This is a genomic window from Streptomyces sp. NPDC018947, from assembly GCF_044390505.1.
In the GTDB taxonomy this organism is placed as follows: Bacteria; Actinomycetota; Actinomycetes; order Streptomycetales; family Streptomycetaceae; genus Streptomyces.
In genome coordinates, this window is the sequence record NZ_JBIRZD010000015.1 from 58,224 (window position 1) to 80,940 (window position 22,717).

General features: G+C 74.1%; 26 protein-coding genes. 11 read left to right on the top strand and 15 right to left on the bottom strand.

Features of this window, described 5'->3' with window-relative positions:
- Window positions 1–9: 9 nt before the first annotated feature.
- Both ACH499_RS26230 and ACH499_RS26235 read right to left on the bottom strand, forming a co-directional pair.
- Window positions 10–636, bottom strand: a complete 627-nt coding sequence (locus ACH499_RS26230) for a CBS domain-containing protein (protein WP_356201443.1) — start codon at window positions 634–636, stop codon at window positions 10–12.
- Window positions 633–863 (bottom strand): hypothetical protein, encoded by a 231-nt coding sequence (locus ACH499_RS26235; protein WP_399018722.1) that lies wholly within the window; start codon window positions 861–863, stop codon window positions 633–635. Before ACH499_RS26235 ends, ACH499_RS26230 begins: the two co-directional genes overlap by 4 nt.
- Window positions 864–1,183: 320 nt before the next feature.
- Between ACH499_RS26235 and ACH499_RS26240 the strand changes: the two genes are divergently transcribed.
- Entirely contained in the window at window positions 1,184–2,389 is a 1,206-nt protein-coding gene (locus ACH499_RS26240) for a globin domain-containing protein (protein ID WP_399018724.1), read from the top strand.
- A 375-nt stretch (window positions 2,390–2,764) separates the two neighbouring features.
- Here ACH499_RS26240 and ACH499_RS26245 read toward each other — a convergent pair whose 3' ends face one another.
- The gene (locus tag ACH499_RS26245; protein ID WP_356201437.1) at window positions 2,765–3,178 is read right to left on the bottom strand and encodes a pyridoxamine 5'-phosphate oxidase family protein; all 414 of its coding nucleotides are present in this window, start codon (window positions 3,176–3,178) and stop codon (window positions 2,765–2,767) included.
- A gap of 141 nt (window positions 3,179–3,319) precedes the next feature.
- Here ACH499_RS26245 and ACH499_RS26250 point away from each other — a divergent pair, with 141 nt between their 5' ends.
- The 4 genes from ACH499_RS26250 to ACH499_RS26265 all read left to right on the top strand — a co-directional run bounded on the left by ACH499_RS26250 (window position 3,320) and on the right by ACH499_RS26265 (window position 6,535).
- Window positions 3,320–3,871 carry a YciI family protein gene (locus tag ACH499_RS26250; RefSeq protein ID WP_399018727.1) on the top strand — a complete coding sequence of 184 codons (552 nt, stop codon included), beginning with the start codon at window positions 3,320–3,322 and terminating at the stop codon, window positions 3,869–3,871.
- Window positions 3,872–4,154: 283 nt separating this feature from the next.
- Complete coding sequence (locus ACH499_RS26255) at window positions 4,155–5,060, top strand: universal stress protein (protein WP_399018729.1); 906 nt, start codon at window positions 4,155–4,157, stop codon at window positions 5,058–5,060.
- Between the two features lie 61 nt (window positions 5,061–5,121).
- Window positions 5,122–5,985 carry a universal stress protein gene (locus ACH499_RS26260; protein WP_399018730.1) on the top strand — a complete coding sequence of 288 codons (864 nt, stop codon included), beginning with the start codon at window positions 5,122–5,124 and terminating at the stop codon, window positions 5,983–5,985.
- Between the two features lie 37 nt (window positions 5,986–6,022).
- Window positions 6,023–6,535 carry a flavodoxin domain-containing protein gene (locus ACH499_RS26265; protein WP_356201432.1) on the top strand — a complete coding sequence of 171 codons (513 nt, stop codon included), beginning with the start codon at window positions 6,023–6,025 and terminating at the stop codon, window positions 6,533–6,535.
- Window positions 6,536–6,589: 54 nt separating this feature from the next.
- Here ACH499_RS26265 and ACH499_RS26270 read toward each other — a convergent pair whose 3' ends face one another.
- The 4 genes from ACH499_RS26270 to ACH499_RS26285 form a co-directional block, all read right to left on the bottom strand.
- A complete protein-coding gene (locus ACH499_RS26270; RefSeq protein WP_356201430.1) occupies window positions 6,590–7,045 on the bottom strand; it encodes a cyclic nucleotide-binding domain-containing protein in 456 nt (151 codons plus the stop codon).
- 182 nt (window positions 7,046–7,227) lie between these two features.
- Window positions 7,228–9,441, bottom strand: coding sequence for a hypothetical protein (locus ACH499_RS26275; protein WP_399018733.1), 2,214 nt, complete (start codon window positions 9,439–9,441; stop codon window positions 7,228–7,230).
- 372 nt (window positions 9,442–9,813) lie between these two features.
- The gene (locus tag ACH499_RS26280) at window positions 9,814–11,259 is read right to left on the bottom strand and encodes a glyceraldehyde-3-phosphate dehydrogenase (protein ID WP_399018735.1); all 1,446 of its coding nucleotides are present in this window, start codon (window positions 11,257–11,259) and stop codon (window positions 9,814–9,816) included.
- Window positions 11,260–11,432: 173 nt separating this feature from the next.
- Entirely contained in the window at window positions 11,433–12,014 is a 582-nt protein-coding gene (locus ACH499_RS26285; RefSeq protein ID WP_399018737.1) for a hypothetical protein, read from the bottom strand.
- Window positions 12,015–12,259: 245 nt separating this feature from the next.
- Between ACH499_RS26285 and ACH499_RS26290 the strand changes: the two genes are divergently transcribed.
- On the top strand, window positions 12,260–12,661 hold the full coding sequence (locus tag ACH499_RS26290) for an SseB family protein (RefSeq protein WP_356201426.1): 402 nt from the start codon (window positions 12,260–12,262) through the stop codon (window positions 12,659–12,661).
- Between the two features lie 64 nt (window positions 12,662–12,725).
- Here the strand turns inward: ACH499_RS26290 and ACH499_RS26295 are convergent, their stop codons facing one another.
- A complete protein-coding gene (locus tag ACH499_RS26295) occupies window positions 12,726–13,124 on the bottom strand; it encodes a MarR family transcriptional regulator (protein ID WP_356201425.1) in 399 nt (132 codons plus the stop codon).
- A gap of 226 nt (window positions 13,125–13,350) precedes the next feature.
- Between ACH499_RS26295 and crcB (ACH499_RS26300) the strand changes: the two genes are divergently transcribed.
- Genes crcB (ACH499_RS26300) through crcB (ACH499_RS26310) form a run of 3 tightly spaced genes read left to right on the top strand, consistent with a single transcriptional unit; the run spans window position 13,351 to window position 14,542 of the window.
- Window positions 13,351–13,815, top strand: coding sequence for a fluoride efflux transporter CrcB (gene crcB, locus ACH499_RS26300; protein ID WP_399018740.1), 465 nt, complete (start codon window positions 13,351–13,353; stop codon window positions 13,813–13,815).
- A complete protein-coding gene (locus tag ACH499_RS26305) occupies window positions 13,812–14,174 on the top strand; it encodes a DUF190 domain-containing protein (protein ID WP_356201422.1) in 363 nt (120 codons plus the stop codon). Before crcB (ACH499_RS26300) ends, ACH499_RS26305 begins: the two co-directional genes overlap by 4 nt.
- The gene (crcB, locus tag ACH499_RS26310; protein WP_356201421.1) at window positions 14,171–14,542 is read left to right on the top strand and encodes a fluoride efflux transporter CrcB; all 372 of its coding nucleotides are present in this window, start codon (window positions 14,171–14,173) and stop codon (window positions 14,540–14,542) included. The genes ACH499_RS26305 and crcB (ACH499_RS26310) overlap by 4 nt, the downstream gene beginning before the upstream one ends.
- 21 nt (window positions 14,543–14,563) lie before the next feature.
- On the opposite strand, the gene ACH499_RS26315 is transcribed toward crcB (ACH499_RS26310), so the two are convergent.
- On the bottom strand, window positions 14,564–15,622 hold the full coding sequence (locus ACH499_RS26315; protein ID WP_356201420.1) for an acyl-CoA desaturase: 1,059 nt from the start codon (window positions 15,620–15,622) through the stop codon (window positions 14,564–14,566).
- A gap of 122 nt (window positions 15,623–15,744) precedes the next feature.
- On the opposite strand from ACH499_RS26315, the gene ACH499_RS26320 reads away from it, so the two are divergent.
- Window positions 15,745–16,668 carry a glutaminase gene (locus ACH499_RS26320; RefSeq protein WP_399018743.1) on the top strand — a complete coding sequence of 308 codons (924 nt, stop codon included), beginning with the start codon at window positions 15,745–15,747 and terminating at the stop codon, window positions 16,666–16,668.
- Between the two features lie 28 nt (window positions 16,669–16,696).
- Here ACH499_RS26320 and ACH499_RS26325 read toward each other — a convergent pair whose 3' ends face one another.
- The 3 genes from ACH499_RS26325 to ACH499_RS26335 form a co-directional block, all read right to left on the bottom strand.
- The gene (locus ACH499_RS26325) at window positions 16,697–17,878 is read right to left on the bottom strand and encodes a D-alanyl-D-alanine carboxypeptidase family protein (RefSeq protein WP_399018745.1); all 1,182 of its coding nucleotides are present in this window, start codon (window positions 17,876–17,878) and stop codon (window positions 16,697–16,699) included.
- A gap of 88 nt (window positions 17,879–17,966) precedes the next feature.
- A complete protein-coding gene (gene rho / locus ACH499_RS26330) occupies window positions 17,967–19,106 on the bottom strand; it encodes a transcription termination factor Rho (RefSeq protein WP_399018747.1) in 1,140 nt (379 codons plus the stop codon).
- Window positions 19,107–19,469: 363 nt separating this feature from the next.
- On the bottom strand, window positions 19,470–19,862 hold the full coding sequence (locus ACH499_RS26335; protein WP_399018749.1) for a nuclear transport factor 2 family protein: 393 nt from the start codon (window positions 19,860–19,862) through the stop codon (window positions 19,470–19,472).
- Window positions 19,863–19,932: 70 nt separating this feature from the next.
- On the opposite strand from ACH499_RS26335, the gene ACH499_RS26340 reads away from it, so the two are divergent.
- On the top strand, window positions 19,933–20,520 hold the full coding sequence (locus ACH499_RS26340) for a PadR family transcriptional regulator (RefSeq protein WP_399018751.1): 588 nt from the start codon (window positions 19,933–19,935) through the stop codon (window positions 20,518–20,520).
- A 70-nt stretch (window positions 20,521–20,590) separates the two neighbouring features.
- Here the strand turns inward: ACH499_RS26340 and ACH499_RS26345 are convergent, their stop codons facing one another.
- The 3 genes from ACH499_RS26345 to ACH499_RS26355 form a co-directional block, all read right to left on the bottom strand.
- Window positions 20,591–21,130, bottom strand: coding sequence for an SRPBCC family protein (locus ACH499_RS26345; RefSeq protein ID WP_399018753.1), 540 nt, complete (start codon window positions 21,128–21,130; stop codon window positions 20,591–20,593).
- 83 nt (window positions 21,131–21,213) lie between these two features.
- Window positions 21,214–21,678, bottom strand: coding sequence for an ASCH domain-containing protein (locus ACH499_RS26350; RefSeq protein WP_399018755.1), 465 nt, complete (start codon window positions 21,676–21,678; stop codon window positions 21,214–21,216).
- Window positions 21,678–22,613, bottom strand: coding sequence for a ketopantoate reductase family protein (locus ACH499_RS26355; RefSeq protein WP_399018756.1), 936 nt, complete (start codon window positions 22,611–22,613; stop codon window positions 21,678–21,680). Before ACH499_RS26355 ends, ACH499_RS26350 begins: the two co-directional genes overlap by 1 nt.
- Window positions 22,614–22,717 lie beyond the last annotated feature (104 nt).

The following is a 22,717-nucleotide window of genomic DNA, read 5'->3' on the forward strand; positions in this document are numbered from 1 at the left end:
GCGGGCTCGCTACGTCGCCGCCGCCCCGCTGTCGTCCACCCGGTAGGTCAGGAAGCTGACCACGCCGACGACGCCCTCCACGCGCCACGACGAGTAGAGGGCCCGGGGCACCTGGGTCCGCAGTTCGACCCGGCCCCGCAGGGTGACGAGACCGTCCCGGACGTGGACCGCGACCGCTGCGGGCTCCGGGCTCGGTTCCTCGGCCATGAGCGCGTGCAGGACCTCCAGCCGGATGTGCTCGTCCGAGCGCAGGAAGACCCGGAGGAGATCACGGCGGGTGACGATGCCGACGAGCCGGTCCTCCTCGTCGACGACGGGCAGCCGCCCCACGCCCTGACGCTCCATCAACCGGGCCGCGTCCGGGACCTTCTGCTCGGGGTGGACCGTGATCGCCGGGGACGTCATCAGGTGCTGGGCCGTGACGGCGGGGCCCCGGCCGCCGCCGGCCCCCTCCACCCGCATCCGCAGCAGGCCGGTCCGGGAGATCACGCCGATCACCTTGTCGTCGTGGTCGACGACCGGGAGCCCGCTGATCCGGTGCCGGTCCAGCAGCCGGACCGCCTTGTCGAACGAGGTCGTCCGACGCGCCCGGACGACCTCGGGCGTCATCACGTCGCCCACACGGTGCGAGTTCACGACCCGGCCCCCGCGCCGTCGCGGACCGCGATCCGGCGCAGGCGCCGCCGTCCGGGGCCCCGCCCGCCGTCACGGCCGGGGGCGGTCGTGCAGCCGGGGCGGTACGCCGGGAAGGCCGGGCCCGGCCGCCAGTGGGGGAGGCACCCCGCGACGCCGGGCAGCCGGCCCGCCGTACGCGCCGGCTCCCGCCCGGCCCGGGTACGGCCGCCGAAGTCCGTGGCACACATGGGTCTGTCCTCCTCGCGTCGAACCACCGGATCCCCAGGCTGCCCCGCACGACGCCCCCGGCCCAGGGCCGCCCGGTCCGAGTACGGGGGCCGGGAGTCCCCGCGGCCGTCCCCCGCCCCGGCCCGGGACCACCGGGCCGAGCAGGGGGGCCGGACGGCCCGTGGCCACCGCGGTCAGGGGGACGTACGGCCCCGACTCCGGGGCCGTACGTCCCCGATCGGGGGCGAGAGCCGCCGCGGGGGCCCGGAGGACTGGTAGACGAAGGGAGTTGCGATGTGTGAGCAGCGCCCCCCGACCTCCCTACTCCCCGAGGAGACCCATGCTTTCCCCCGAGTCCGCCGCCGTCGTCCACGCCACCCTGCCCGCCGTGGGCGGAGCCCTCGACGAGATCACGGCCCGCTTCTACGGCACGATGTTCGCGGAACGGCCGGAACTCCTGGACGGGTTGTTCAACCGCGCCAACCAGGCCAACGGTGAGCAACGCAAGGCCCTGGCGGGCTCCATAGCCGCCTTCGCCCAGGCGCTGCTCGCCGACCCCGACGCCCGCCCGGACGCGCTGCTGTCCCGGATCGCGCACAAGCACGCTGCCCTCGGCGTCACCGAGGACCAGTACACGATCGTCCACAAGTACCTCTTCCGCGCCATCGGCGACGTCCTCGGGGACGCCGTCACCCCTGAGGTCGCCGGCGCCTGGGACGAGGTGTACTGGCTGATGGCCGGCGCGCTCATCGCCCGCGAGGCCCGCCTCTACCAGGAGGCCGGCGTGGACCCGCGTCACCCCTGGCGGCAGTGGACCGTGGTCGAGCGCCGGGAGGAGACCGACGACGTGGTGTCGTTCCTGCTGCGCCCGGCCGACGGCGACCCGGTGCCGCCGGCCAGGGCGGGCCAGTACGTCAGCGTCCGCGTCCCGATGCCCGACGGCGTCCACCAACTCCGTCAGTACAGCCTCTCCGGCGCCCCCGGCGACGCCCTGCGCCGCATCACCGTCAAGCGCGTCGAGAGCGTGGCGGACGCGCCCGAGGGCGAGGTGTCCAACCAGCTCCACCGCACGGTGCGCGCCGGTGACGAACTCACCCTGTCCGCCCCGTTCGGCGACGTGGCCCTCGACGACTCCGGGGCGCCGCTGCTGCTGGTGTCCGCCGGCATCGGATGCACCCCGATGACCGGGATGCTGGAGCACCTCGCGGCCATCGGCTCCGACCGTCAGGTGTGGGTCCTGCACGCGGACCGCTCCCCGGCCCACCACGCCCTGCGCGCCGACACGCACCGCCTGGTGCGCGAACTGGTCGACGCCCGCGCCGAGTTCTGGTACGAGCGGGACGCCGGTGCCGAACCCGGCGCCCACGAGGGGCTGATGGACCTGAACGGCCTCGACCTGCCCGCCGACCCCGACGTCTACCTCTGCGGGCCCCTGCCCTTCATGCGCGCCGTCCGCACGCAGCTCCTCGCGTCCGGCGTCCCCGCCCGGCGCGTCCGCTACGAGGTCTTCGGCCCCGACCTGTGGCTGGCCCACACGGAGGACTGACGCCCGCTCACGGAGGCCCCGGCAGCCGTAGCCCGCTGCCGGGGCCGGCCCCGCCCGGGCCGAAGGTCCTCGCCGACCGTCCCGGGCAGGGACCAACGGCCCTCAACCCAGGGCCCGTTCGGCGTCGCGGGGACACCGTCGGCTCGGGCATGCTGATGTCGATCGAAACGGACGCGGCGCGGGTGCGAGAGCGCGCGGTGGCGGCCGGGCACCCCGCCGTCCCGGGATGACGGACACGCCGCGCGTGCCGCTCCGGTTCGATCGCCGTCCGGCCGCCGGTCACGTCTGCCCTGACTCACGGCGGCCGGACGTATGCCCGCGGGCACCGGGCCCGTACGGGCGCCGGGGCCGGAGCCTCGGCACCCCCGGCCGCGGTCAGCCGGTGCCGGCCAGCTCCCGGCCGGTGACCATCGCCGCCTCGATCCGCACGAAGACGTCGTCCTGGATGGGCATCCACGACCGCGGGCCGGTGCGCATCAGGCGCTCGTGCTCGGCCGGGTCGGTGACGACGGTGGCCTGCCCGGTGACGACGACGCTCCAGCCGGACCGGCTGGCGGCGTCGAAGTCGTCCGCCTCGAAGGCGACCACGAATCCGTCGACGGCACGCACCAGCTCCGACCCCGCCGAGGTGCGCAGCACGACGGAGGAGTCCGCGTCCAGGGCGAAGTTCACCGGCAGCACCGCCGGCAGCGCCTGCAACGTGTACACGACACGCCCGACGGGCGCCTTCGCCAGCAGACGCAGGCACTCGTGCCGGTCCATGGCGCGAAAGCCGTCGTTCTTCAACATTCCTCCATCGTTCCCCGCCGCCCGGTACTTGGTTAGGGCCGGTCGGCCCCATTCCCGCCCGGTGGGCGGGGCGCCGTCGCCGCCGGCGGTCCGGCCGATATCCGCTGTACCGGGGCTCCCGCGCCCGTGAGACTGCCCGGCATGGAGTTCTTCTGCTACCACCGCGACCGGCCCGGATCCCTGCCCCTGCGCAGGGAACTGCTCGAACGTCACTGGTCCTACATGGACGGGTACGCCTCCCGGATGATCGCCCGCGGGCCGACGCTCGCGGGGCCCGACGACGTGCCGACCGGCAGCGTGCACATCCTCGGCCTGCCCGACGTGGCCGCCGCCCGCGCGTTCGCCTTCGACGAGCCCGGCTACCAGGCCGGCGTCTACCGGGACGTCATCCTGCGGCGCTGGCGCAACCTGCTGGGGCGCACGATGGGGGAGTTCCCCGGGGGCCGGACCGGCGGCGACAGGTTCCTGGTGCTCGGCCTCGGCTCGGGCGAGCCCGTGGACGCCGCCGTGCCGCCCGGCCGCGACGACCTGATCGCCTACGGGCCGTTGCTCTCCGACGACGCGAGCGCGTGGCTGGGTACGGCGGCACTCGTCAGGGCCAAGGACGCACGGGCGGCGCGCTCCGTCCTGGCCCCGGGGAGATACGCGGACGTCGAGGTCCACCGCTGGCGGTTCGGCGGCCGGCCCTCGTGACCCGAGCCCACTGCCGGACGCGCCTCGTGCCCCGAGCCCGCTGAGGTCGGCCGCCGTGCCCAGAGCCCGCTCCCCGGTCTTCGCTGCCCCGAGCCCCTCGGGCCGGTCTTCGTGACCTGCCTCCGTTCCCGGCCGGCCGGGCTGTCGCCGCCCGCCGACGGGCCCGCCGTCCCCGCGCGCCGATGGGGTCCGTCGGGCCCGGCCGGGGACCAGTGGCCCCTGCCCCGGGCACCGGCCGCGGGCGATGCTCGAAGCAGACCGCCAGACACGGGAGGTGGGCGACATGCCCCGCACCATCACCGTAGGACTCGACGGCTCGCCCGAGAGCCGGGCCGCCGCCGAGTGGGCCGCCCGGGAGGCGGCACTCCGCGGCCTGCGGGTGCGGCTGCTCCACGTCCGGCAGCCCGATCCGGAGCCCGTCGCCCGGGCCCCCTTCCTCGGTGCCGAGACGCTTCAGCACTTCTCGGAGCGCGTCCCCCGCGAGACCGCCGAGGGACTGGGGCTGCGCCACCCCGGCGTCGAGGTGATCATCGAGCAGCGCACCGGCGCACCCGCCGACGTCCTGGCCGACGCGGCGGACGGGGCCGAGCTGCTGGTCCTGGGCTCCCGGGCGCTCGGCCGGCTCGGGGGCTTCCTGGTCGGTTCCGTCGGGCAGTCCGTGATCGCCCGGACGGACGTCCCCGTCGTCCTGGTCCGGGCCGGGGAGACGGCGTCCGACGAGCACGTGGCGGACCCCACCGGCATACCGTCCGCGGCGACCGCGTTCCGGCCCGTCGTCCTCGGCCTCGACACGGCGAGCCCCGACGACACGGTCATCGCCTTCGCCTTCGAGGCGGCACTCGGCCGCGACACCGCCCTGCACGTCGTCCAGGGCTGGAGCCTGCCCCCGTACTACCTGTACAGCCTGGCCGCGGGAGTCGACACGAGCGCCGACGTCGCCGCGCAGCAGGCGGCCGAACTGGCCGCCGTCCTCCGGCCCTGGCGGCAGAAGTACCCGGACGTCGAGGTCGTCGAGACGTCCCGCCTCGACAGCCCCGCGAACCTGCTGATCGACGCCTCCCGCGACGCCTCGCTGGTCGTCGTCGGACGGCGCGTGCGCCGCCGCCCCTTCGGCGTGCACATCGGCGCCGTCACCCACGCGGTGCTGCACCACGCCACCGCACCCGTCGCCGTCGTCGCGCACGGCTGACCCGGCCGCGCGCCAGCGGACAGGGCCGGCTCCCCCGAGCCGGGCACGGAAGGTGAGGACGATGTACCTGCCGGTGGTCGTCGGCGTCGACGGCTCGGAATCCAGCCTCGGGGCCGTCGACTGGGCGACCGGAGAAGCCGACCTGCACGGGGTCGCGCTGCGGATCGTGTACGCCTCCCTGTGGGAGCGGTACGAGGGCGCCGCCTTCGCGCGGGAGTTCGGCGGACCCGCCGCCCAGGTGACCGCCGAGGACGTCCTCGCCGCCGCCGTCCGCCGCGCCCGGCGCGCCCGGGGCGGCCTGCCCGTGACCACCGCGGTGGTGCGCGAGGAACCCGAGTACGTGCTCCTGCGCGAGAGCCGCAACGCCTCCCTCCTCGTCGTCGGCTCCCGCGGCCGCGGCGGATTCGCCGGACTGGTCCTCGGCTCCGTCGGCCTGACGGTGGCCACCCGGGCGGACTGCCCGGTCGTCGTGATCCGCGACGACCACGACGACGCGGCCGTCACCGGCCGCCACGGCCGCATCGTCGTCGGGGTGGCCGACACACCGACGGCGGCGGTGCGCTTCGCCTGCGCGGAGGCGCGTCGGCGCGACGCCGTGCTCGAAGCCGTACGGGCCTGGCGGGGACCCGCGCGGGAGACGGCCGGCCACCCCCCGCTCACGGGCGGGCCCGAGCGGCTGTACGAGGAACGGGCCGCCAAGGAACTGGACGCCGCTCTCGCCGGCGCTCCGGGCGACGTGACCCTGCGCCGGCGCGTCGTCGAGGGCCCCGCCCGCCGGGTGCTGCTCGACGTCGGCGCCGACGCCGACCTCCTGGCCGTCGGCCGGCGGCGCAGCAGGCATCTCGGCCCCCATCTCGGACGGGTCGCCCACACGGTCCTGCACCACCGCGGCTGCCCGGTCGTGATCGTGCCGGACGACGACTGAGCTCCGGCGGCGCCGGCGGAGCGGAAGGAGACGGACCATGAAGACGCGGAGAAGCGTGCTGGTCGCCTACGGAACGGCCAACGGATCGACCGGGCGGATCGCCGAGACCGTCGCCTCGGTCCTCCGCTCGCGGGGCCTGGCGGCCGAGGCGCTGCCCGCCCGGACCGTGACCGACCTGACCCCCTACGACGCCGTGGTCGTCGGCGGCGCGCTGTACGGCGGTCGCTGGCACAAGGACGCCCGCCGCTTCGTACGGCGTCACCGCGGGGAACTGACCGGCCGGCCGGTGTGGTTCTTCAGCAGCGGCCCGCTCGACGCCACCGCCTCCCAGCGCGACATCCCGCCCGTCCCCGGCGTCAGGAGGGCCATGGCCGACGCGGACGTCGACGAGCACGTCACCTTCGGCGGCTGTCTCACCGACGGCGCCGGCGGACGGATGGCCCGCATGCTCCTGCGCAACGGGAAGGGCGGGGACCACCGCGACTTCGCCGCCGTCGAGACATGGGCGAGGCGCGTCGCCGGGGACCTCGGCGGCACGCCTCACGGGTGAAGGGGGGCGGCGCGGGAGCGCGGCCTCAGTCGCGGCTCCCGCTGCCGTTGGCGCTCAGTCGCGGCTCCCGCTGCCGTTGGGGCCGTACAGGTCGAGCAGCCGGACCCGCGCGGCGTGCAGCCGGTGCGCGACCACGGAGCCCACCCAGACGGCGACCGCCCGGCCGAACTCCGGATCCTCTTCGCACATGGCCCGTACGTCCGCCGCGTCGAACTCCCAGGCGCGCACCGGGCTCAGCGTCTCGGCGCCCAGGTGCCACTGGTAGGGAGGGTAGAGCCAGGACCAGCCGAGGAGCTGTCCGTGGCCCAGCGACTCGATGACCGCGGGCCGGCGCCCGGGTACGTGGAGATCGAGCGTGACGGTGCCGCTCTTGACGACCCAGAACCGGTCGGCCCGCCGGCCCTCCTCGAACAGCCTGGTGCCCGCCGGGAAGGACACCTCGCGGGCGATCCGCATCATCCGGTCGCGGTGGCCGATCGGCAGCGCCGCGCTCATCGTGGTGATGGTCATGGTTCCGGTTCCTTTCCGCGATTCCGCGGTCTGCGGCCGTCGGTCGGTCACACGGTGCGGTCGGTGGGTTCTTCTGCCTCCAGCGTGAACCTCCTCGCGCGTGCCGGCCACGGGCCGCACGGGCCCGGGCACGGGTCGTTCGGCCCCATTCCCACGGCGCCGCCGACGCGGACGCCCCGGGGCTACCCCGGCGAGCGCCGCGCGGGAACGCGCGCGTCGTCCTGGAGGCGCTCGGTGTTGAGGTCGTCCACCGCGCCGCGCGCGTCCCCGACCGTGGCGTAGTCGACGGCGATGAAGTTGACGGGCCTGCCGCGCCGCAGCTCGCACTCGTGCGCCCGCTCCAGCACCCGCTGCCGGGCGTTGACCGTGCCGGCGTCCAGGCGCCGTCCGCCGCCGGCCGTGACGAAGTGGTTGAGCAGGAACAGCCGTTTGTCGGTGCCGCCCCGGTTGGGCAGGCAGTTCATCTCGCCGGGGCTGCGGAAGGCGAACGGGGTCTCCATGCCGTACCGGTAGAAGTTCGGGTACCACGGCGCCGGCCCGTCCCCCTTCTCCGCGAACACCACCAGGCGCCGCCCGCTGTCGATCATGTCCTTCAGCTTCGGCCACGGACGGTCCGGGTCGGGGTCCGGCACGTACAGCAGGCCGGCGAGTCCCGCCCGTTCGAAGGCACGCCCGGTCGCCACCGGGTCCACACCGTCCTGCACGATCAGCGTCACGACCTCCGTGGGATGCGCGCGCAGCCAGTCGCCGATCTGACGCAGCGTGGGCGTCAGCTCCAGCGCGCCCGCGCCGCACACCGAGTGGCACAGCCACAGGCCCAGATGGGGCGGATTGACCCGCTCCAGGATCCCGGTGAGCCGCCGCCTCAGCTCCGGGGAGAACTCGGAGGTGTTCAGCCGCTCCGCGACCTCCTCGGGCCGCTCCCAGTAGTGCGTGTCGAGCAGCAGCGCGCGCACCCCGGCGTCGAGCTGGCCGACGAGGTCGGGATCCTGGAGGGGGCCGATGAAGCGGTCCGCCGTCGTGGCCATCGCGTTGTGCGCCGCGAGCTGGGCGATCTCGTCGTAGCGGGCGTCGCACAGCTCGGTACTGCCCTGGCAGATGCGCGGTGAGGGCCCCGTCAGCGCGACCGGCGCGAACACCGTCCCGGCCAGCGCGCAGGCCGACACGACGACGGTCAGCGCCGGACCGTGCCGGGGGTCGGTGAACGCCGGGACCGTCGGCCTGGTCTGCCACACCCAGGCGACGGTGATCAGCAGCGCCCCGGCGGCGAGCAGGATGACGGCGACGACGGTGGCCGTGGTCAGCAGCCGGTCGAGGGCGGTGGCCTGGACGTCGGCGAGGAGGCGGGCGGCCGTCGGGGGCCAGGAAGGAGGCGCGCGGAACAGCGCGTCGCCGAGCGTGAGCCGCAGCAGGAACACGGCCAGCGCCATGAGGGACGCGGCGGCGGCCGGTACCCAGCCCAGCGGCGTCAGCCGCCGCTTGACGGGGGAGGACGTGGTGAACCACAGCAGCGCCAGGGCGGTGGCGCACAGGATCGCGGCGGCCGGCTCCACCACCTCCTGGAACAGCCGGGTGACCGCACGCGCCCGCTGCACGGGGGCCAGCTCGTCGCGGGACGGGTCGACGCGGACGGTGATGACCCAGGTGCCGTCGCGCGCCTCCCGCAGGAACTGCGCGGCGGTCGCCCGGACCTGGTCCGTCAGCGCGACCGGTGTGAGCGCGGCCAGCGCAGCGGCCACGTCGCCCCGGTCCAGCGCGGCCTCCAGCGTGGGTTCGAGACCGGGCCGCGCCTCATGCGGCACGAGCCGGAGCAGGGCCTCGGTGGCCGCGGCGGCCTGGGCGGGGGAGAGCGGCAGGGTCGGCAGGTCGTCGAGCGGGGCCTCGCCCGCCACGACCTGCGCGGCCACGTCGGACAGACGCTGGACGAAGGCCCGGAAGTCGGGCTCGGAACGCTGCTGGAGGGCGGCGACCGCGTCGCCGAAGTAGGCCTGGCTGAGCCGCTCGAGGTTGGCGACGACGGGTTCGAGGTCCACCGTCACGCGCAGTCCGTCGCCCTCGCCCGCCAGGTAGTGGATCACCTCGGCGATCTGGCGGTCGCCGAGGGTCCGCAGCGTCTCGGGCGGGATGACGACCTTGATGTTCGAGGTGATGGTGGACTGCGGCACGGGCAGCCGGTCCAGCAGCTCCTGGGTCAGCGGCGTGCTGTGCGGATCGACGAGTACCTCGTCGTAGAAGCGCTGGTAGGCGTGCTCCTCCTCCAGCGCCCGGCCGTAGAACGAGGGGTCGAGCACGGTGGCGCGCACGACGGCCGCCGCGGCGAGGACGGTCAGGCTCAGCACGGCGACGCTCCAGGCCAGGACGCGGACCCACGCCGAGCGGTGAACCAGTGCGTCCATGGCCCCATTCTGGTCCCCGCCGGCTCGGTACCGGCCACAGGCACCGCCGCGGGCGCCCGGCGGGCACCGTCCGCGGACCCACGGACCGGCCCCCTCCCCGTTCCCCGAACGGCGGGCAGGTCACCCCACCCGCCGCTCCCGACCCCGCCCGGGGCCGGATCCGAACGACGGGCCCTGGCCCTCGGAAGCCGCTCACCGCGGCCTCCGCCCGGGCATCGGCGGACTGCGGGTGCACGCAGTGCCGGCGATGGCCGCCGGGGCCCTCCGTCGCCGCGGGGAACGCGGTGGCGCACGCGTGACCGGGAACGCCCGAGGGGCGGCGGGAGACGGACTCCCACCGCCCCTCGGGCGTCGTGCGCCGCGGCGCTCGGCTCAGACAGCCGGGGCCGGGTAGGTCGGGTACTCCACCCCGGAGACGTGCTGGACGACGCGGACGACCTGGCAGGAGTAGCCGAACTCGTTGTCGTACCAGAGGTAGAGGATCGCGTTGTCGCCCTCGACCTTGAGCGCGCCGGCGTCGACGATCGAGGCGTGGCGCGAGCCGATGAAGTCGCTGGAGACCGCGTCGGGGGCGCTGATGAAGTCGATCTGGCGCTTGAGCGGCGAGGTCAGCGACACCTCGCGCAGGTGGTCGAGGACCTCCTCGCGGGTCGCCTCGCGGGCGAGCTGGAGGTTGAGGATCGCGATCGAGACGTCCGGCACCGGGACGCGGATCGAGCTGCCGGTGATCCGGGCCTTGAGGTCCGGCAGTGCCTTGGCGACGGCCGAGGCGGCACCGGTCTCGGTGATGACCATGTTGAGCGGCGCGGAACGGCCGCGGCGCTCGGACTTGTGGTAGTTGTCCAGCAGGTTCTGGTCGTTGGTGAACGAGTGGACGGTCTCCACGTGGCCCCGCAGCACGCCGTACTCGTCGTCCATGGCCTTCAGCGGCGGCACGATCGCGTTGGTGGTGCAGGACGCGCACGACAGGATCTGCTCGTCCGGCTTGATGGTGTCGTGGTTGACGCCGTGCACGATGTTCGGGACGTCGCCCTTGCCCGGCGCGGTCAGCACGACCTTGTCGATGCCGGGGCGCAGGTGCTTGGACAGGCCCTCGCGGTCGCGCCACTTGCCGGTGTTGTCGATGAGGATGGCGTTCTTGATGCCGTACGCCGTGTAGTCGACCTGCGTCGGGTCGTCGGCGTAGATCACCTTGATCGCGTTGCCGTTGGCGAGGATGGTGCTCGTGTCCTCGTCGACGGTGATCGTGCCCTGGAACTGGCCGTGCACCGAGTCGCGGCGCAGCAGCGAGGCCCGCTTGACGAGGTCCTGCTCGCCGCCGCCCCGCACGACGATGGCGCGCAGGCGCAGGCCGTTGCCCGAACCGGCCTTCTCGATGAGCAGGCGGGCGACGAGCCGGCCGATGCGGCCGAAGCCGTACAGGACGACGTCGCGCGGCTCGCGGCGGTCGATCTTGTTCGCGCCGGTGGCGCCCGCGACCGCCTCGGCGGTGAACTCGGCCACGGTGAGGCCGCGGTCGTCCTCCTTGTAGGTCGACGCCAGCATGCCGATGTCGATCTGCGAGGGGCCGAGGTCGAGCGTGGTGAGGGCCTGGACGAAGGGGAGCGTCTCCGTGACCGACAGCTCCGCGCCGGCGATCTGCCGGGCGAAGCGATGGGTCTTCAGGATGCTGACCACCGACTTGTTCACCAGGGAGCGGCTGTGCAGCAGGACGGTGACGTCCCGCTCGCGGTGCAGCTTCCCGATCATCGGGATCATCGACTCCGCGATCTCCTCGCGGTTCTTCCAATTGGTGAACGAGTCCTCGTTGACAGTCACGTCTCTATCTTTCGAGCTAGGCGGCGCTCATATGCTAACCCCATCGGCTCTCTGATCGATCAAGTGGGTGACGCACCTATCACATGAGACCGATTCCGCCGTGCGCACGACAGGTGCGGCCCCGTGCGGGCCGGGCCGTCGGAGGCCGGCCCGCACGGGCGGCGCCGCCCCGGTCAGCGCGCCGCGCCCCAGGAATGGGCGACGTCCACCACCACACGGCCGTCCAGGACCAGCACCCGGAAGGGCAGCCGCGCCCGGACCCCCAGCCCGAACTGCGTCTCCCCCTCGAAGCTGCCCGCGTACCGGGTGTTCCGGAAGGCGCTGTAGCCGGTGAGGTCCACGCCCGGCAGCGGGCGTCCGGCCCGCCCGGGGTACGTGGGGGCGCCGGTCTCGGGCCGGTAGCCGGGGGCGGCGACCCGGATCTCCAGGACGGCGCCGCCGCCGACCGCGATCGTGCGGCCCGAACCGTCCTGGCGGAGCCGGTCGACGTACCGGACCCGGTGGCCCAGCGAGGCGGCGCTCGCGCCCGGCACGTGGACGACGAGCCGGTCGAAGCACGCGTGGCGGCCGGTCCCGACGTCCCGCACGGGCACGGTGGTCGCCGCGGCGCGGGCCTCGGCGAGGCTGCCCCAGCCGGTGGGGCAGGCCGTCGCCCGCGTGGCGGAGGCGGGGGCGGCGTCGGCCGTGACCGCGGCCGTCCCCGAGGCGGTGGTCGCGAGCACGACCGCCATCAGTGCTGCTCTGCTGCGTCGCATGATGCCCCCCGGGGCGAGTTCTTCCGTTATCGGATGGGACGAGCCGATTGCCCGAAAGGTTGCGGTGGTCCGTCCCGAAGACGCCCGGACGGTCCCCGGCCGGGCTCGTGTGCCCGCCTCGGTCGCACGGACTCCGGGCCGTCGAACAGGGTTGCGCCGAGTCCGATCGGGTACGCGAGGCTGGACCGCGCCCGCGCCGATCATCGTGCGGGCCCTGTACCACCGCCGCTACCAGGGAATCTGCCATGGAGACACCCGCGAACGAACACCGCGTCACGCCCGCCCAGCGGGCGCTGGACGCGCTCGCCGAGAACACCGAGGACACGGCGGCGCTCGACACGCTCGCGAGCAGCGACGTGCTCGTCCCCGTCCCGGACGACGCGAACGACCAGGACGCCGCCGACCCCGGGATGCTGGCCCTGCCGGTGCTGGAGCAGCAGGGCGGCCGCCAGGTGGTGCCCGTGTTCACCTCGGAGCTGGAGATGGCAGGCCTGCTGCCGTACGTCTCTCGCTACCGCATGGTGCCGCTGGGCGCGCTCGCCGCGCAGTGGCCGGCCGACGACCTGTCGCTGACCATCGACGCCGGCTCGGAGCACCGGCTCACCCTCACGTCGGACGGTGTGCGCACCCTGCTCGCCCGTCCCTAGCCAGGATCACGGAACCGGCCCGGGCAGCCGGGCCGGACCTCTGCGCCGTACGGCCGGAGCCGCCCTACGGCTGGTGCTCGCCGAGCATCCGGGCCAGCACCTCCCGCTGCAGCGGCAGCACCTCGGCGTGCAGTGCGCGCCCCCTGCCGGTCAGCGCCACCCACACACCGCGCCGGTCCTCCGCGCACATGGAGCGCTCCACCAGCCCGTCCTTCTCCAGCCGGGCGATGAGGCGGGACAGCGCGCTCTGGCTGAGGTGCACCCGGCCGGCCAGATTCTGGACCCGGCACTGGGCGCCCTCCCCGGGCCCCTCGGTCACCAGGATGTCGAGCACCTCGAAGTCGCTCGCCCCCAGCCCGTGCGGATGCAGCACGCGATCGATCTCGCACATGGTGCGGGCGTGCACCGAGAGGATCTCCCGCCAGCGCTCCTCGAGCCGGGCCCCGGCCGTCTTGGCTGCCATACCTGCACGGTAGCACCGGACAAACGTTCGCCTGAGCGGGCAACGAGCGCCTCCTCCCGAAGTGACCCGGCCCTCGCCCCGGCGTTACGCTGACCCCTGGCCGCGGCCCTTGAGCCCGGCGCGGCGGTGGGGCCCGCCGTACCCGAACCGCGGCACCGGTGCCGCCGACGGTCCCTGCTTGCGAACCAGGGCACCCCCCTGCCCGGCGAGTAGGAGACGTACGACGATGACAGCCCCGCGGACCGAGAGCTTCGGCGAGGTGCGGGCGGCCGCCACCGGACGGAGGGCGTGGCGCGCACAGGCACCGGTCGTCGCGGTCGTCGCCCTCGGCGGGGCGACCGGCGCCTGCGCCCGCTACGCGGCGTCCCTGTGGTGGCCGGCCCGGCCCGGCGGTTTCCCGTGGACGACCTTCTGGGTGAACATCACCGGCTGTGCCGTGATCGGCGTGTTCATGGTGGTCATCACCGAGGTGTGGGCCGCCCACCGGCTGGTCCGGCCCTTCTTCGGCACCGGTGTCCTCGGCGGCTTCACCACCTTCTCCACCTACGCCGTGGACAGCCGGCACCTGCTGGCCGACGGCCGGGTCCCCACGGGCCTGGCCTACCTCGCCGCGACCCCGGTGGCGGCACTCACGGCGGTGTGGCTCGCCGCATGGGCGGCCCGCCGCGTCCTGAAGTGGAGGCAGCCATGACGAGGCTGACCGGCAGCGCCCTGCGCGTGACCGTCTTCGTCGGCGAGAACGACACCTGGCACCACCGCCCCCTGTACTCGGAGATCGTCCACCGCGCCCACGCGGCCGGCCTCGCGGGCGCGAGCGTCTTCCGCGGGGTGGAGGGCTTCGGCGCCTCGTCCCGGGTCCACACCACCCGGCTGCTGTCCCTGAGCGAGGACCTGCCGGTGGCCGTCGTCATCGTCGACACCGAGGAGCGCGTGCGCGACTTCCTGCCGCAGCTCGACGAACTCGTCACTGAGGGCCTGGTCGTCCTCGACGACTGCGAGGTCATCAGGTACGCCGGCAGGACGGACGCCAGGGGCGGGGGAGCCTCGTGAACTGGCTGCTCGTCGTCGCGGGCGGCATGATCGGTGCCCCGCTGCGCTACCTCACCGACCGCGCGGTGCAGTCGCGGCACGACTCGGTCTTCCCCTGGGGCACCTTCACGGTGAACGTCGTCGGCAGCCTGGTCCTCGGCGTGCTGGCCGGCGCGGCGCTGTCCGGGGCGGCCGGCTCCCGCGTCCAGCTGCTGCTGGGCACCGGTCTGTGCGGGGCGCTGACCACGTACTCGACGTTCTCCTACGAGACGCTGCGGCTGGCCGAGGCGGGAGCCCGCCTCGACGCCGCAGTCAACGTGGCGGCGAGTGTGGCGGCCGGCCTCGGCGCGGCCTTCGCCGGGGTGGCACTGGCCCACGCGCTCCGGTGACACCGCCCGCCCGTACGCGGCTCAGCGCGCGGCGCGCAGCGGCTCCCCGACGCTCCTCATGTGCCGCAGGGCCTCGCGGTGCGAGGCGAGCAGCCCGGTCTGGTGGTACGGAACGCCCAGTTCGTGGCAGTACCGCTCGGTGATGACCTGGGCCTCGGCGAGGGCGGGCGTCGGCATGCTGGGGAAGAGGTGGTGCTCGATCTGGTAGTTGAGGCCGCCCATGAACGCGTCGACGACCGCCCCGCCGCGCACGTTGCGGGAGGTGAGGACCTGCCGGCGCAGGAAGTCGAGCCGGGTGCCCTCCTCGATCATCGGCATGCCCTTGTGGTTGGGCGCGAAGACCGAGCCCAGGTAGATCCCGAACAGGCCCTGGTGCACGGCGACGAAGGCGAGCGCCTTGCCGGGGGAGAGGACGGTGAACAGTCCGCCGAAGTACAGCGCGAAATGCGCGACGAGCAGCGTGCCCTCCAGCACCGGCCGCTTCATGGACGGGCTGCGCAGCGCCTTGAAGCTGTTGAAACTCAGATTGAGGCCTTCCAGCGTCAGCAACGGGAAGAACAGGGCGGCCTGGTGCTTTCCTATGAAACGCGGAATTCCCTGCGCCCTGCTCGCCTGGCGCCGTGACCACACCAGGATGTCGGGGGAGACGTCCGGGTCCTTCTCCTCGTGATTGGGATTGGCGTGGTGACGGGTGTGCTTGTTCATCCACCAGCCGTAGCTCATGCCCAGCAGCAGATCGGCCACCAGCAGACCGCCGGCCTCGCTGGGGCGCCGGCGCGAGAAGACCTGGCGGTGGGCGAGGTCGTGGGCCGCCAGCCCGAGCTGCCCGAAGACGACGGCCAGCCCGACCGCGACGAGGAGCTGGGCCCAGCTGTCCCCCAGGGCGAGGAAGGCGGTGACACCGCCCGCGAGCGCCAGGGCGACGAGACCGAAACGCACCGTGTAATACAGCGGGCGCCGCCGCAGCAGCCCCGCTTCTGAAATACGTCGTGAGAGTTCGGAGAAATCGCTCCCTCTGTCCCGCTCCTTTTCCTGTCCGGGCGTGGCTGAATCGACGACGAGCACCGTGGGATTGGCCATGCGCTCCAGTATGTGAACCGGCGCCGGCCCGCAGAATGACGCTTTCCCCCGAAGCGGGGTGGAGCCAGCCCCACCCCCCGTACGCCGGGACGCACCCGGAGGGAGCAGGGAGGATGGCCACCATGAGCACGACGAAGACCTTCCAGTCCGTCCTGGACCGCATCGCCGAGGAGATCGCGCGGACGCCCGGCAGCGGCCGCCCCGCCGACTACATCCCGGCGCTCGCCGCCTGCGATCCGCGCCGCTTCGGCATGGCCGTCGCCGAGCCGGACGGCACGGTGTACGGCGTCGGGGAGTGGAGGGAGCCGTTCTCCGCGCAGTCCATCACCAAGGTCTTCACCCTCGCCCTCGACCTGGCCCTGGAGGGTGACGACCTGTGGGAGCACGTGGGCCGGGAACCGTCCGGCAACCCCTTCAACTCCCTGGTGCAGCTCGAGTACGAGAACGGCATCCCGCGCAACCCGTTCATCAACGCGGGCGCCCTCGTCGTCACCGACCGGCTGCACACCCGTACCGGCGACGCGGCGGGTGAACTCCTCGCCTTCCTCCGCGCCGAGAGCGGCAACCCGGAGCTGACCTTCGACGAGGAGGTCGCCGCGTCCGAGACGGCGCACGGCGACCGGAACGCGGCCCTCGGACACTTCATGGCGTCCTACGGCAACATCGACAACCCGGTGCCGGTGCTGCTGGAGCAGTACTTCCGCCAGTGCTCCGTCGCCGCGTCCTGCGCCGACCTCGCCCTCGCCACCGGGTTCCTCGCCCGCCACGGCGTCCGCGCCGACGGCTCCCGGCTGCTGAGCCGCAGTCAGGCCAAGCAGGTCAACGCGGTGATGCTGACCTGTGGGACGTACGACGCGGCCGGCGACTTCGCCTACCGGGTGGGTCTGCCGGGCAAGAGCGGGGTCGGCGGCGGCATCGTCGCGGTGGTGCCGGGCCGCTGCACGCTGTGCGTGTGGAGTCCCGGTCTGGACGAGCGGGGCAACTCGGTCGCCGGAGTCGCGGCGCTGGACCGCTTCACGACGCTGACCGGCCTGTCGGTCTTCTGACGGGCGCCCGCGTCCCCGCCCCGCCCGGTCAGACCCGCTCCACACGGCCGAACATGAGCCGCAGCACCAGCGCCACGGCGCCCGCGCCGAGCCCGGCGGCGCCCAGGATCGCCCCGGACTCGGGCCAGCCGGGCTCGCGCGGCCCCGGTCGTGCCGCTTTCACGGTCACGGGCTCGGGGCCGGGCCGCGGGCGGGGGCGGGCGGGCCGGGGCGCCAGCGAACCCACCGGTTCGACCCGGCCGGCCGCGCCGAACCCCCAGTCGAGCAGCGCTCGGGCCTCCTCGTACACGGCGAGGCCGCCGCCCTCCTGAGGGTTCATCACGGTCACCACCAGCGTCCGCCCGTCCCGCCGGGCGGCGGCGACCAGCGTGTTGCCGGCGCTGCTGGTGTAGCCGTTCTTGATGCCGATCAGACCCGGGTACGGCTCCACCCCGTCCTCGCCGGTGAGCAGCCGGTTGGTGTTCCGGATCCCGTACGGCTCCCCGCCGTCGCCCGGGAACATCGCTTCGATCCTGGCGCAGTACCGCGCGAAGTCCGCGTTGCGCAGCCCCGCCCGGCCGAAGACCGCCAGGTCGTACGCGGAGGAGACCTGGCCGGGGGCGTCGTAGCCGTCGGGGGAGAGCACACGTGTGTCGCGGGCGCCGAGCTTGCGGGCCTCGGCCTGCATGCGGGCGGCGGTGGCGCTCCAGCCGCCGGTGAGGCCGGCCAGCACGCGCACGGCGTCGTTGCCGGAGTGGAGGAACACCCCGTTCCACAGGTCGGAGACGCGGTACGTGGTCCCCTCCGCGACACCGACCAGGCTGCTGCCGGGCCCGATCCCGGTCAGCTCCTCGGTGCCCACCCGGTGGCGGATGCCGCCGGGCAGCACCGGCAGCACGGTGAGCGCGAACAGCGTCTTGAGGGTGCTCGCCGGCGGCAGCCTGCGGTGCGCGTCGTGCGCGGCCAGCACCGCGCCGCTGCCGGCGTCGGCCACCACCCAGGACAGGGCGGAGACACGGGGGACCACGGGGGCGCCGGGGCGCGGCCGGACCTGGGTGCCGGAGCGGTACAGCGCGGACGGCTGCGGTTCCGTCGCCCGTGGCCCGCCGGGCCCGCCGGGGTCCGGCCGCGCCGGACGGGCGGCCGCGGCGACGGGCATCAGCGTCAGCAGGCCCGCCACACAGAGCACACAGGTGGAACGTGTCGCTCGGGCCGAGAATCCGATAGTCATACCGCAAACGTAGGAACGTGGCCCCGCCACGCCACGCTGCCCCGGCCGGAAGGGCGCCCGCGAGCACCCGGATGCCGTAGGGGACCCGTCAGCCGTCGGGGAGGGTCGGCTGGACCTGCCGCAGGAACGCGGCGTTGTCCGGCGTGCGGCGCATCCGGTCGAGCAGGGTCTCCATGCCGGACTGCGCGTCCCGGGTCACGAGGGCGCGCCGCAGACCGCGTACGGCCGTCGACTCGGCGGCGGAGAGCAGGAGTTCCTCGCGGCGGGTCCCGGAGCCGGTCACGTCCACGGCCGGGAACACCCGGCGGGAGGCGAGTTCCCGGCTGAGCCGCAGCTCCATGTTGCCGGTGCTCTTGAGCTCCTCGAACCAGAAGTCGTCCGCGCGCGAGCCGGTCTCCACCAGCGCGGTGGCGAGGATGGTGAGGGAGCCGGCCTCCTCGGTGTTGCGGGCGGCGCCGAAGAGGCGCTTCGGCCCGGTCAGCGCGCGGGCGTCGACACCGCCGCTGAGCGTACGGCCGCCGGACGAGGCGGCGTTGTTGTGCGCCCTGCACAGCCGGGTGAGGGAGTCGAGGAGGACGACGACGTCCTCACCGGCCTCGACGAGGCGTTTGGCCCGTTCGATCACCAGCTCGGCGAGGGCGATGTGCTCCCCGGCGTTCCGGTCGAACGTCGAGGCGTACACGTCGCCCCGCACGGAGCGGCGCATGTCGGTGACCTCTTCGGGCCGCTCGTCGAGCAGCATCACCATCAGGCGGGCCTCGGGGTGGTTGCCGGCGACGGCGGCGGCGATCTGCTGGAGCAGGACGGTCTTGCCGGTCTTGGGCGGGGCCACGATCAGCCCGCGCTGCCCCTTGCCGACCGGGGCGATCAGATCGGCGACGCGGCCGGTCAGGGCGGCTGCCGGGTGTTCCAGGCGCAGCCGCTCGCAGGGGTGCAGCGGGGTCAGGTCCCGGAAGTGCCGCCGGTCGCCCAGCCCGGCGGCAGCGCGCCCGTTGACGCGGACGACGCCGGTGAGGGTGCGGCGGTCGCCGCGTACGCCGTCGACCAGGTCGCCCCTGCGCAGGCCGTGACGGCGGATCAGCGCGGGGGACAGGGACGGGTCGGACGGCTCCGGCAGCAGGCTCGTGCCGCGCAGCCGGCCCTTGCCTCCCGCGTCGATGTCGAGGACTCCGGAGGCGATCTCGGCGGGCGAGTGTCGCACGGAGGGGTGTTCGAGTGTGGCGGTCATGGTGATCGGGTCCTTTCACGGACGCGGGCATGAGACATGCGGAAGGAAGAAGGAAGGGGGAGAGAGGCCGCGGGAGGGGCCGGACGGCGCCCCGGGGCGGCGGGGAACGGCGGCTCGCAGGCGACGGGAGGGACCCTGCTCGCGAGGTCGCGCCGAGAAGCGGACGCGCCGGTCGGTCACGACGGGCGGGTCGGCTGAAGGGAAGATCGCACCGGCGCCCCGAATGAGGGGGCGTACACAGGTGCACAGGCAACGTACCACAGTGTGCGGTGGAACGGCGGCGGGACGGTCGTCCCGCCCCGCGCCGGGACGACGGGCGCCGCGGCTCCTCCGGCTCTCGGGCGCCGGGCCGGGCGCCGGCCGTCAGGGCTTTCCGGCCTCCTCGGCGATCCGCTCGAACTCCTCGGCCATGGCCGCCTGAAGCGCCAGTGCGCCGGACAGGGGACGCACCATCACGGTGAACTCGGCGATCCGGCCGTCGTCGTCGAGGCGCAGGAAGTCGCAGCCGCCGATGTCCCGGTCGCCGACCCGTGCGCTGAACACGAGCGCGTGGTCCCGGCCGCCGGCCTCGCCGATGACCCTCTCGTACCGGAAGTCCTCGAAGACGCGCTCCACCGCGCGCAGGATCGCCGTCGTGGTCGCCTTGCCGTGGTACGGCCGGAAGACGACGGGGCTGCTGAAGACCACGTCGTCGGCCAGCAGCGCCTCGACGGCGTCGAAGTCGTGCGCCTCGACGGCCGCGCGGAATGCGTGCATCGCTCGCCCTCCTATTAAACTATTTGAATAGGTGCGGAGTAGAGTAGTCATCCCTTGCTAGCGTGTCGACATGTCTCTCAAGTACGCCGTCCTGGCCGCCCTGCTGGAGGGGGAGGCGTCGGGCTACGAGCTGTCCAAGGTGTTCGACGTGTCGCTCGCCAACTTCTGGCCCGCCACCCCCCAGCAGCTCTACCGGGAGCTGGACCGCCTCGCGGGCGACGGACTGATCGAGGCGCGGACGGTGCCGCAGGAACGCCGGCCCACCAAGCGCGTCTTCTCGCTGACGCAGGCCGGCCGGGAGCAGTTGAGCGCCTTCGCCGCCGAGCCGACCCGGCGCCCCGCCGCCCTCCGCGACGAGTTCCTGATCAAGATGCAGGCCATGGACGGCGTCGGACCCGAGGAGGTGCGCGCGCTGGTCGAGGAGCGCCGGTCCTGGGCGCTGGGCAAGCTCGCCCGCTACGAACGCGTCCGCGAGGGGCTGCTCGACGGCCGCACCGAGGAGGAGTACCTGCGCGGGGCGGACCGCGTGGGCCCCTATCTCACGCTGGCCGCCGGGATCACGTACGAGCAGGAGAGCGTCCGCTGGTGCGAACGCGTGCTCACGGTGCTGGAGCGGCGCGCTCCCGCGCGGCCGGCCCGGCACGCCACGGCCGATTGAGCCCGATGCCGTGACGGTGGGGAAGGGCGCCCGTCGGCCCGGGTTGCGCGGACGAGCCCGGGCGCCCTGCTCAGAGGGCCTGCTGCCTCCGCTCCGCCGCCGCCTTGATCCCGTTCAGGGTGGCGTGCATGCCCTCGCGCAGTTCACGGAGGCGGTGGGCCACGAGATGCTCCTCCTTCTCCGGCATCCGGTCGATGGCGGCGCTCAGCCCCGAGCGCCCCGGCCCGATGCGCACGGTCTGCCGCAGCAGGGTGCCACCGGCCTGCGGGGCGAGCGCGAAGCGCCATGTCGCCATCGGCTCGGCCGGGTCCGGCGCCGCCGTGCCGAAGCGTCCGTCCGCGTCGAGGACGCACCAGGCGAACGCCCGCTCCGGGTCGAGTTCGGTGATCTGCGAGACCGTGCGCCAGGTACCGAGCACCGGGTGCTGGTTGTGACCCGCGAAGCGTGCCCCCGGCGCGGGAGCCACCGCGCCGTCGAGCCACTCCGTACGGCGCAGCTCGGGACTGAAGTGGGCGGGGGCCTCGATGTCGGTCACGATCTCCCACACCAGCGCCGCGGCCGCCGCGACGAAGACCTCGCACCGGGTGGCCGGTGCGTCCGTGTACCGCATCTCGTCTCCTGGATCGTCCGGTGCCGGCAGGCACCCTGCCGCTCTGGGTGGGAAGCGATCGGCGGGGCGGGGCGCCCCTCCGGTCAGCACGTGGCCGAGCCGTCGGGCCCGACCACTCGGAAGCGCTGGGCGACGACGGGGGTGTCGTCGTCGACGACCGGGGTCCGCCCCAGGAACTCGCTCACGCCCTCGCTCCGGAAGAAGTCCTCGTGGGCGGCCCGCCACTCGGCCACGTCCGCGTAGCCGCGCCCCTCGGCGCGCGCGAAGTCGTCGTCGATCTCCTTCATGGGGACCACGCGTACCTCGACGAGCTCGATGGTGACGGCCGGGCGGCCCTCGGAATCGAGCACCGAGAAGCGCTGTCCGGCCACCGGTACCTCCTCGCCGGCGTGTTCGTAGATCTCCAGGAGGCCGGTGAGCGCGGTTTTGAGGCCGTCGGTGATCGCGGCCACGCCACGGTCGCGTTCCGGGCCGGGGAAGGCGAGTTCGAGAGCCGGAAGGCCGTCGTGGTCCCCCGGCCGAGGGTGCGCGTCCGGGCTCGTGTCCATCAGGTGTCACCCCTGCCTTCGGCCAGCTCCCTCACGAGCCGCTCGGCGTGTGGCACCCGGATGCCGTGCCGTTCGGCCGCCCGGAGCAGGGCGCCGCCGACCGCGTCGAGCTCCAGCGGGCGCCCCGCCTCCGCGTCGCGCTGCATGGACGACCTGGTTCCCGCCGGGAAGGCGTCGTACCGGCCGAGGATCTGAGCGGCGTCCGTCCGTGCTCCGCAGGCGCGGGCGACGGCCGCGGTCTCCTCGACCAGGGCCGCGAGCTCTTCGCGCCGTTCGGTACGGACACCGCCGATGGTCAGCCGGTGGCGTGTGGTGAGCAGGGCGAAGGGAGCCAGGAAGGCCAACTTGGCCCACAGCACGGTGTTCTCGTCGGGCACCACGCGCGTCTCGACACCGGCCGCGGTGAGCCGTGCGGCAAGTCCGGCGAGCCGGGCCGGCGGACCCGCGAGGTCGATCTCGGCGAAGGGGCTGCCGTGCTCGATCACGCCCGGGGCGGAGCGGGTGGACTCCACGCGGATCACGGCCGGGACCACCCGCTGTGCCCCGTAGCGGGTCCGCAGCGCTGCCACGTGTTCGACGCCGTTGAGGAGAGGCAGCAGCAGGCCGCCGTCCAGATGGTGGGCGGGAACGCGGCGGAGTGCCGCGTCGAGCGCGGTGTGCTTGACGGTCACCAGGCACAGCCCGACCGGCTCGCGCAGCGCGGTGTCCGCCTCCACCGGGGCGGTGAAGTCCCCGAACCGTTCACTGCGCACACTGATCCCGTCGCGGCGCAGCTCACCGGCGGTCTCCTCGCGTGCGACGCAGATCACGCGGTGGCCGGCCCGGGAGAGCAGCGCCGCGAGCAGGCCGCCGACTCCTCCCGGGCCGAGCACGGCCACCGTCGTGGCGGGAGGAGGGGAGGAGGCGGGGTCGTCCGCGGACACGGGGTGCTGCACGGGTGGTTCCTCTCAGCTCGGTGGTCGGCACCCGCCCCGCCCTTCCCGCCACGTCCGGACGTGGCGGGCAAGGCGGGGCAGGGTTGCCGCCTGGGCCCGCGGTG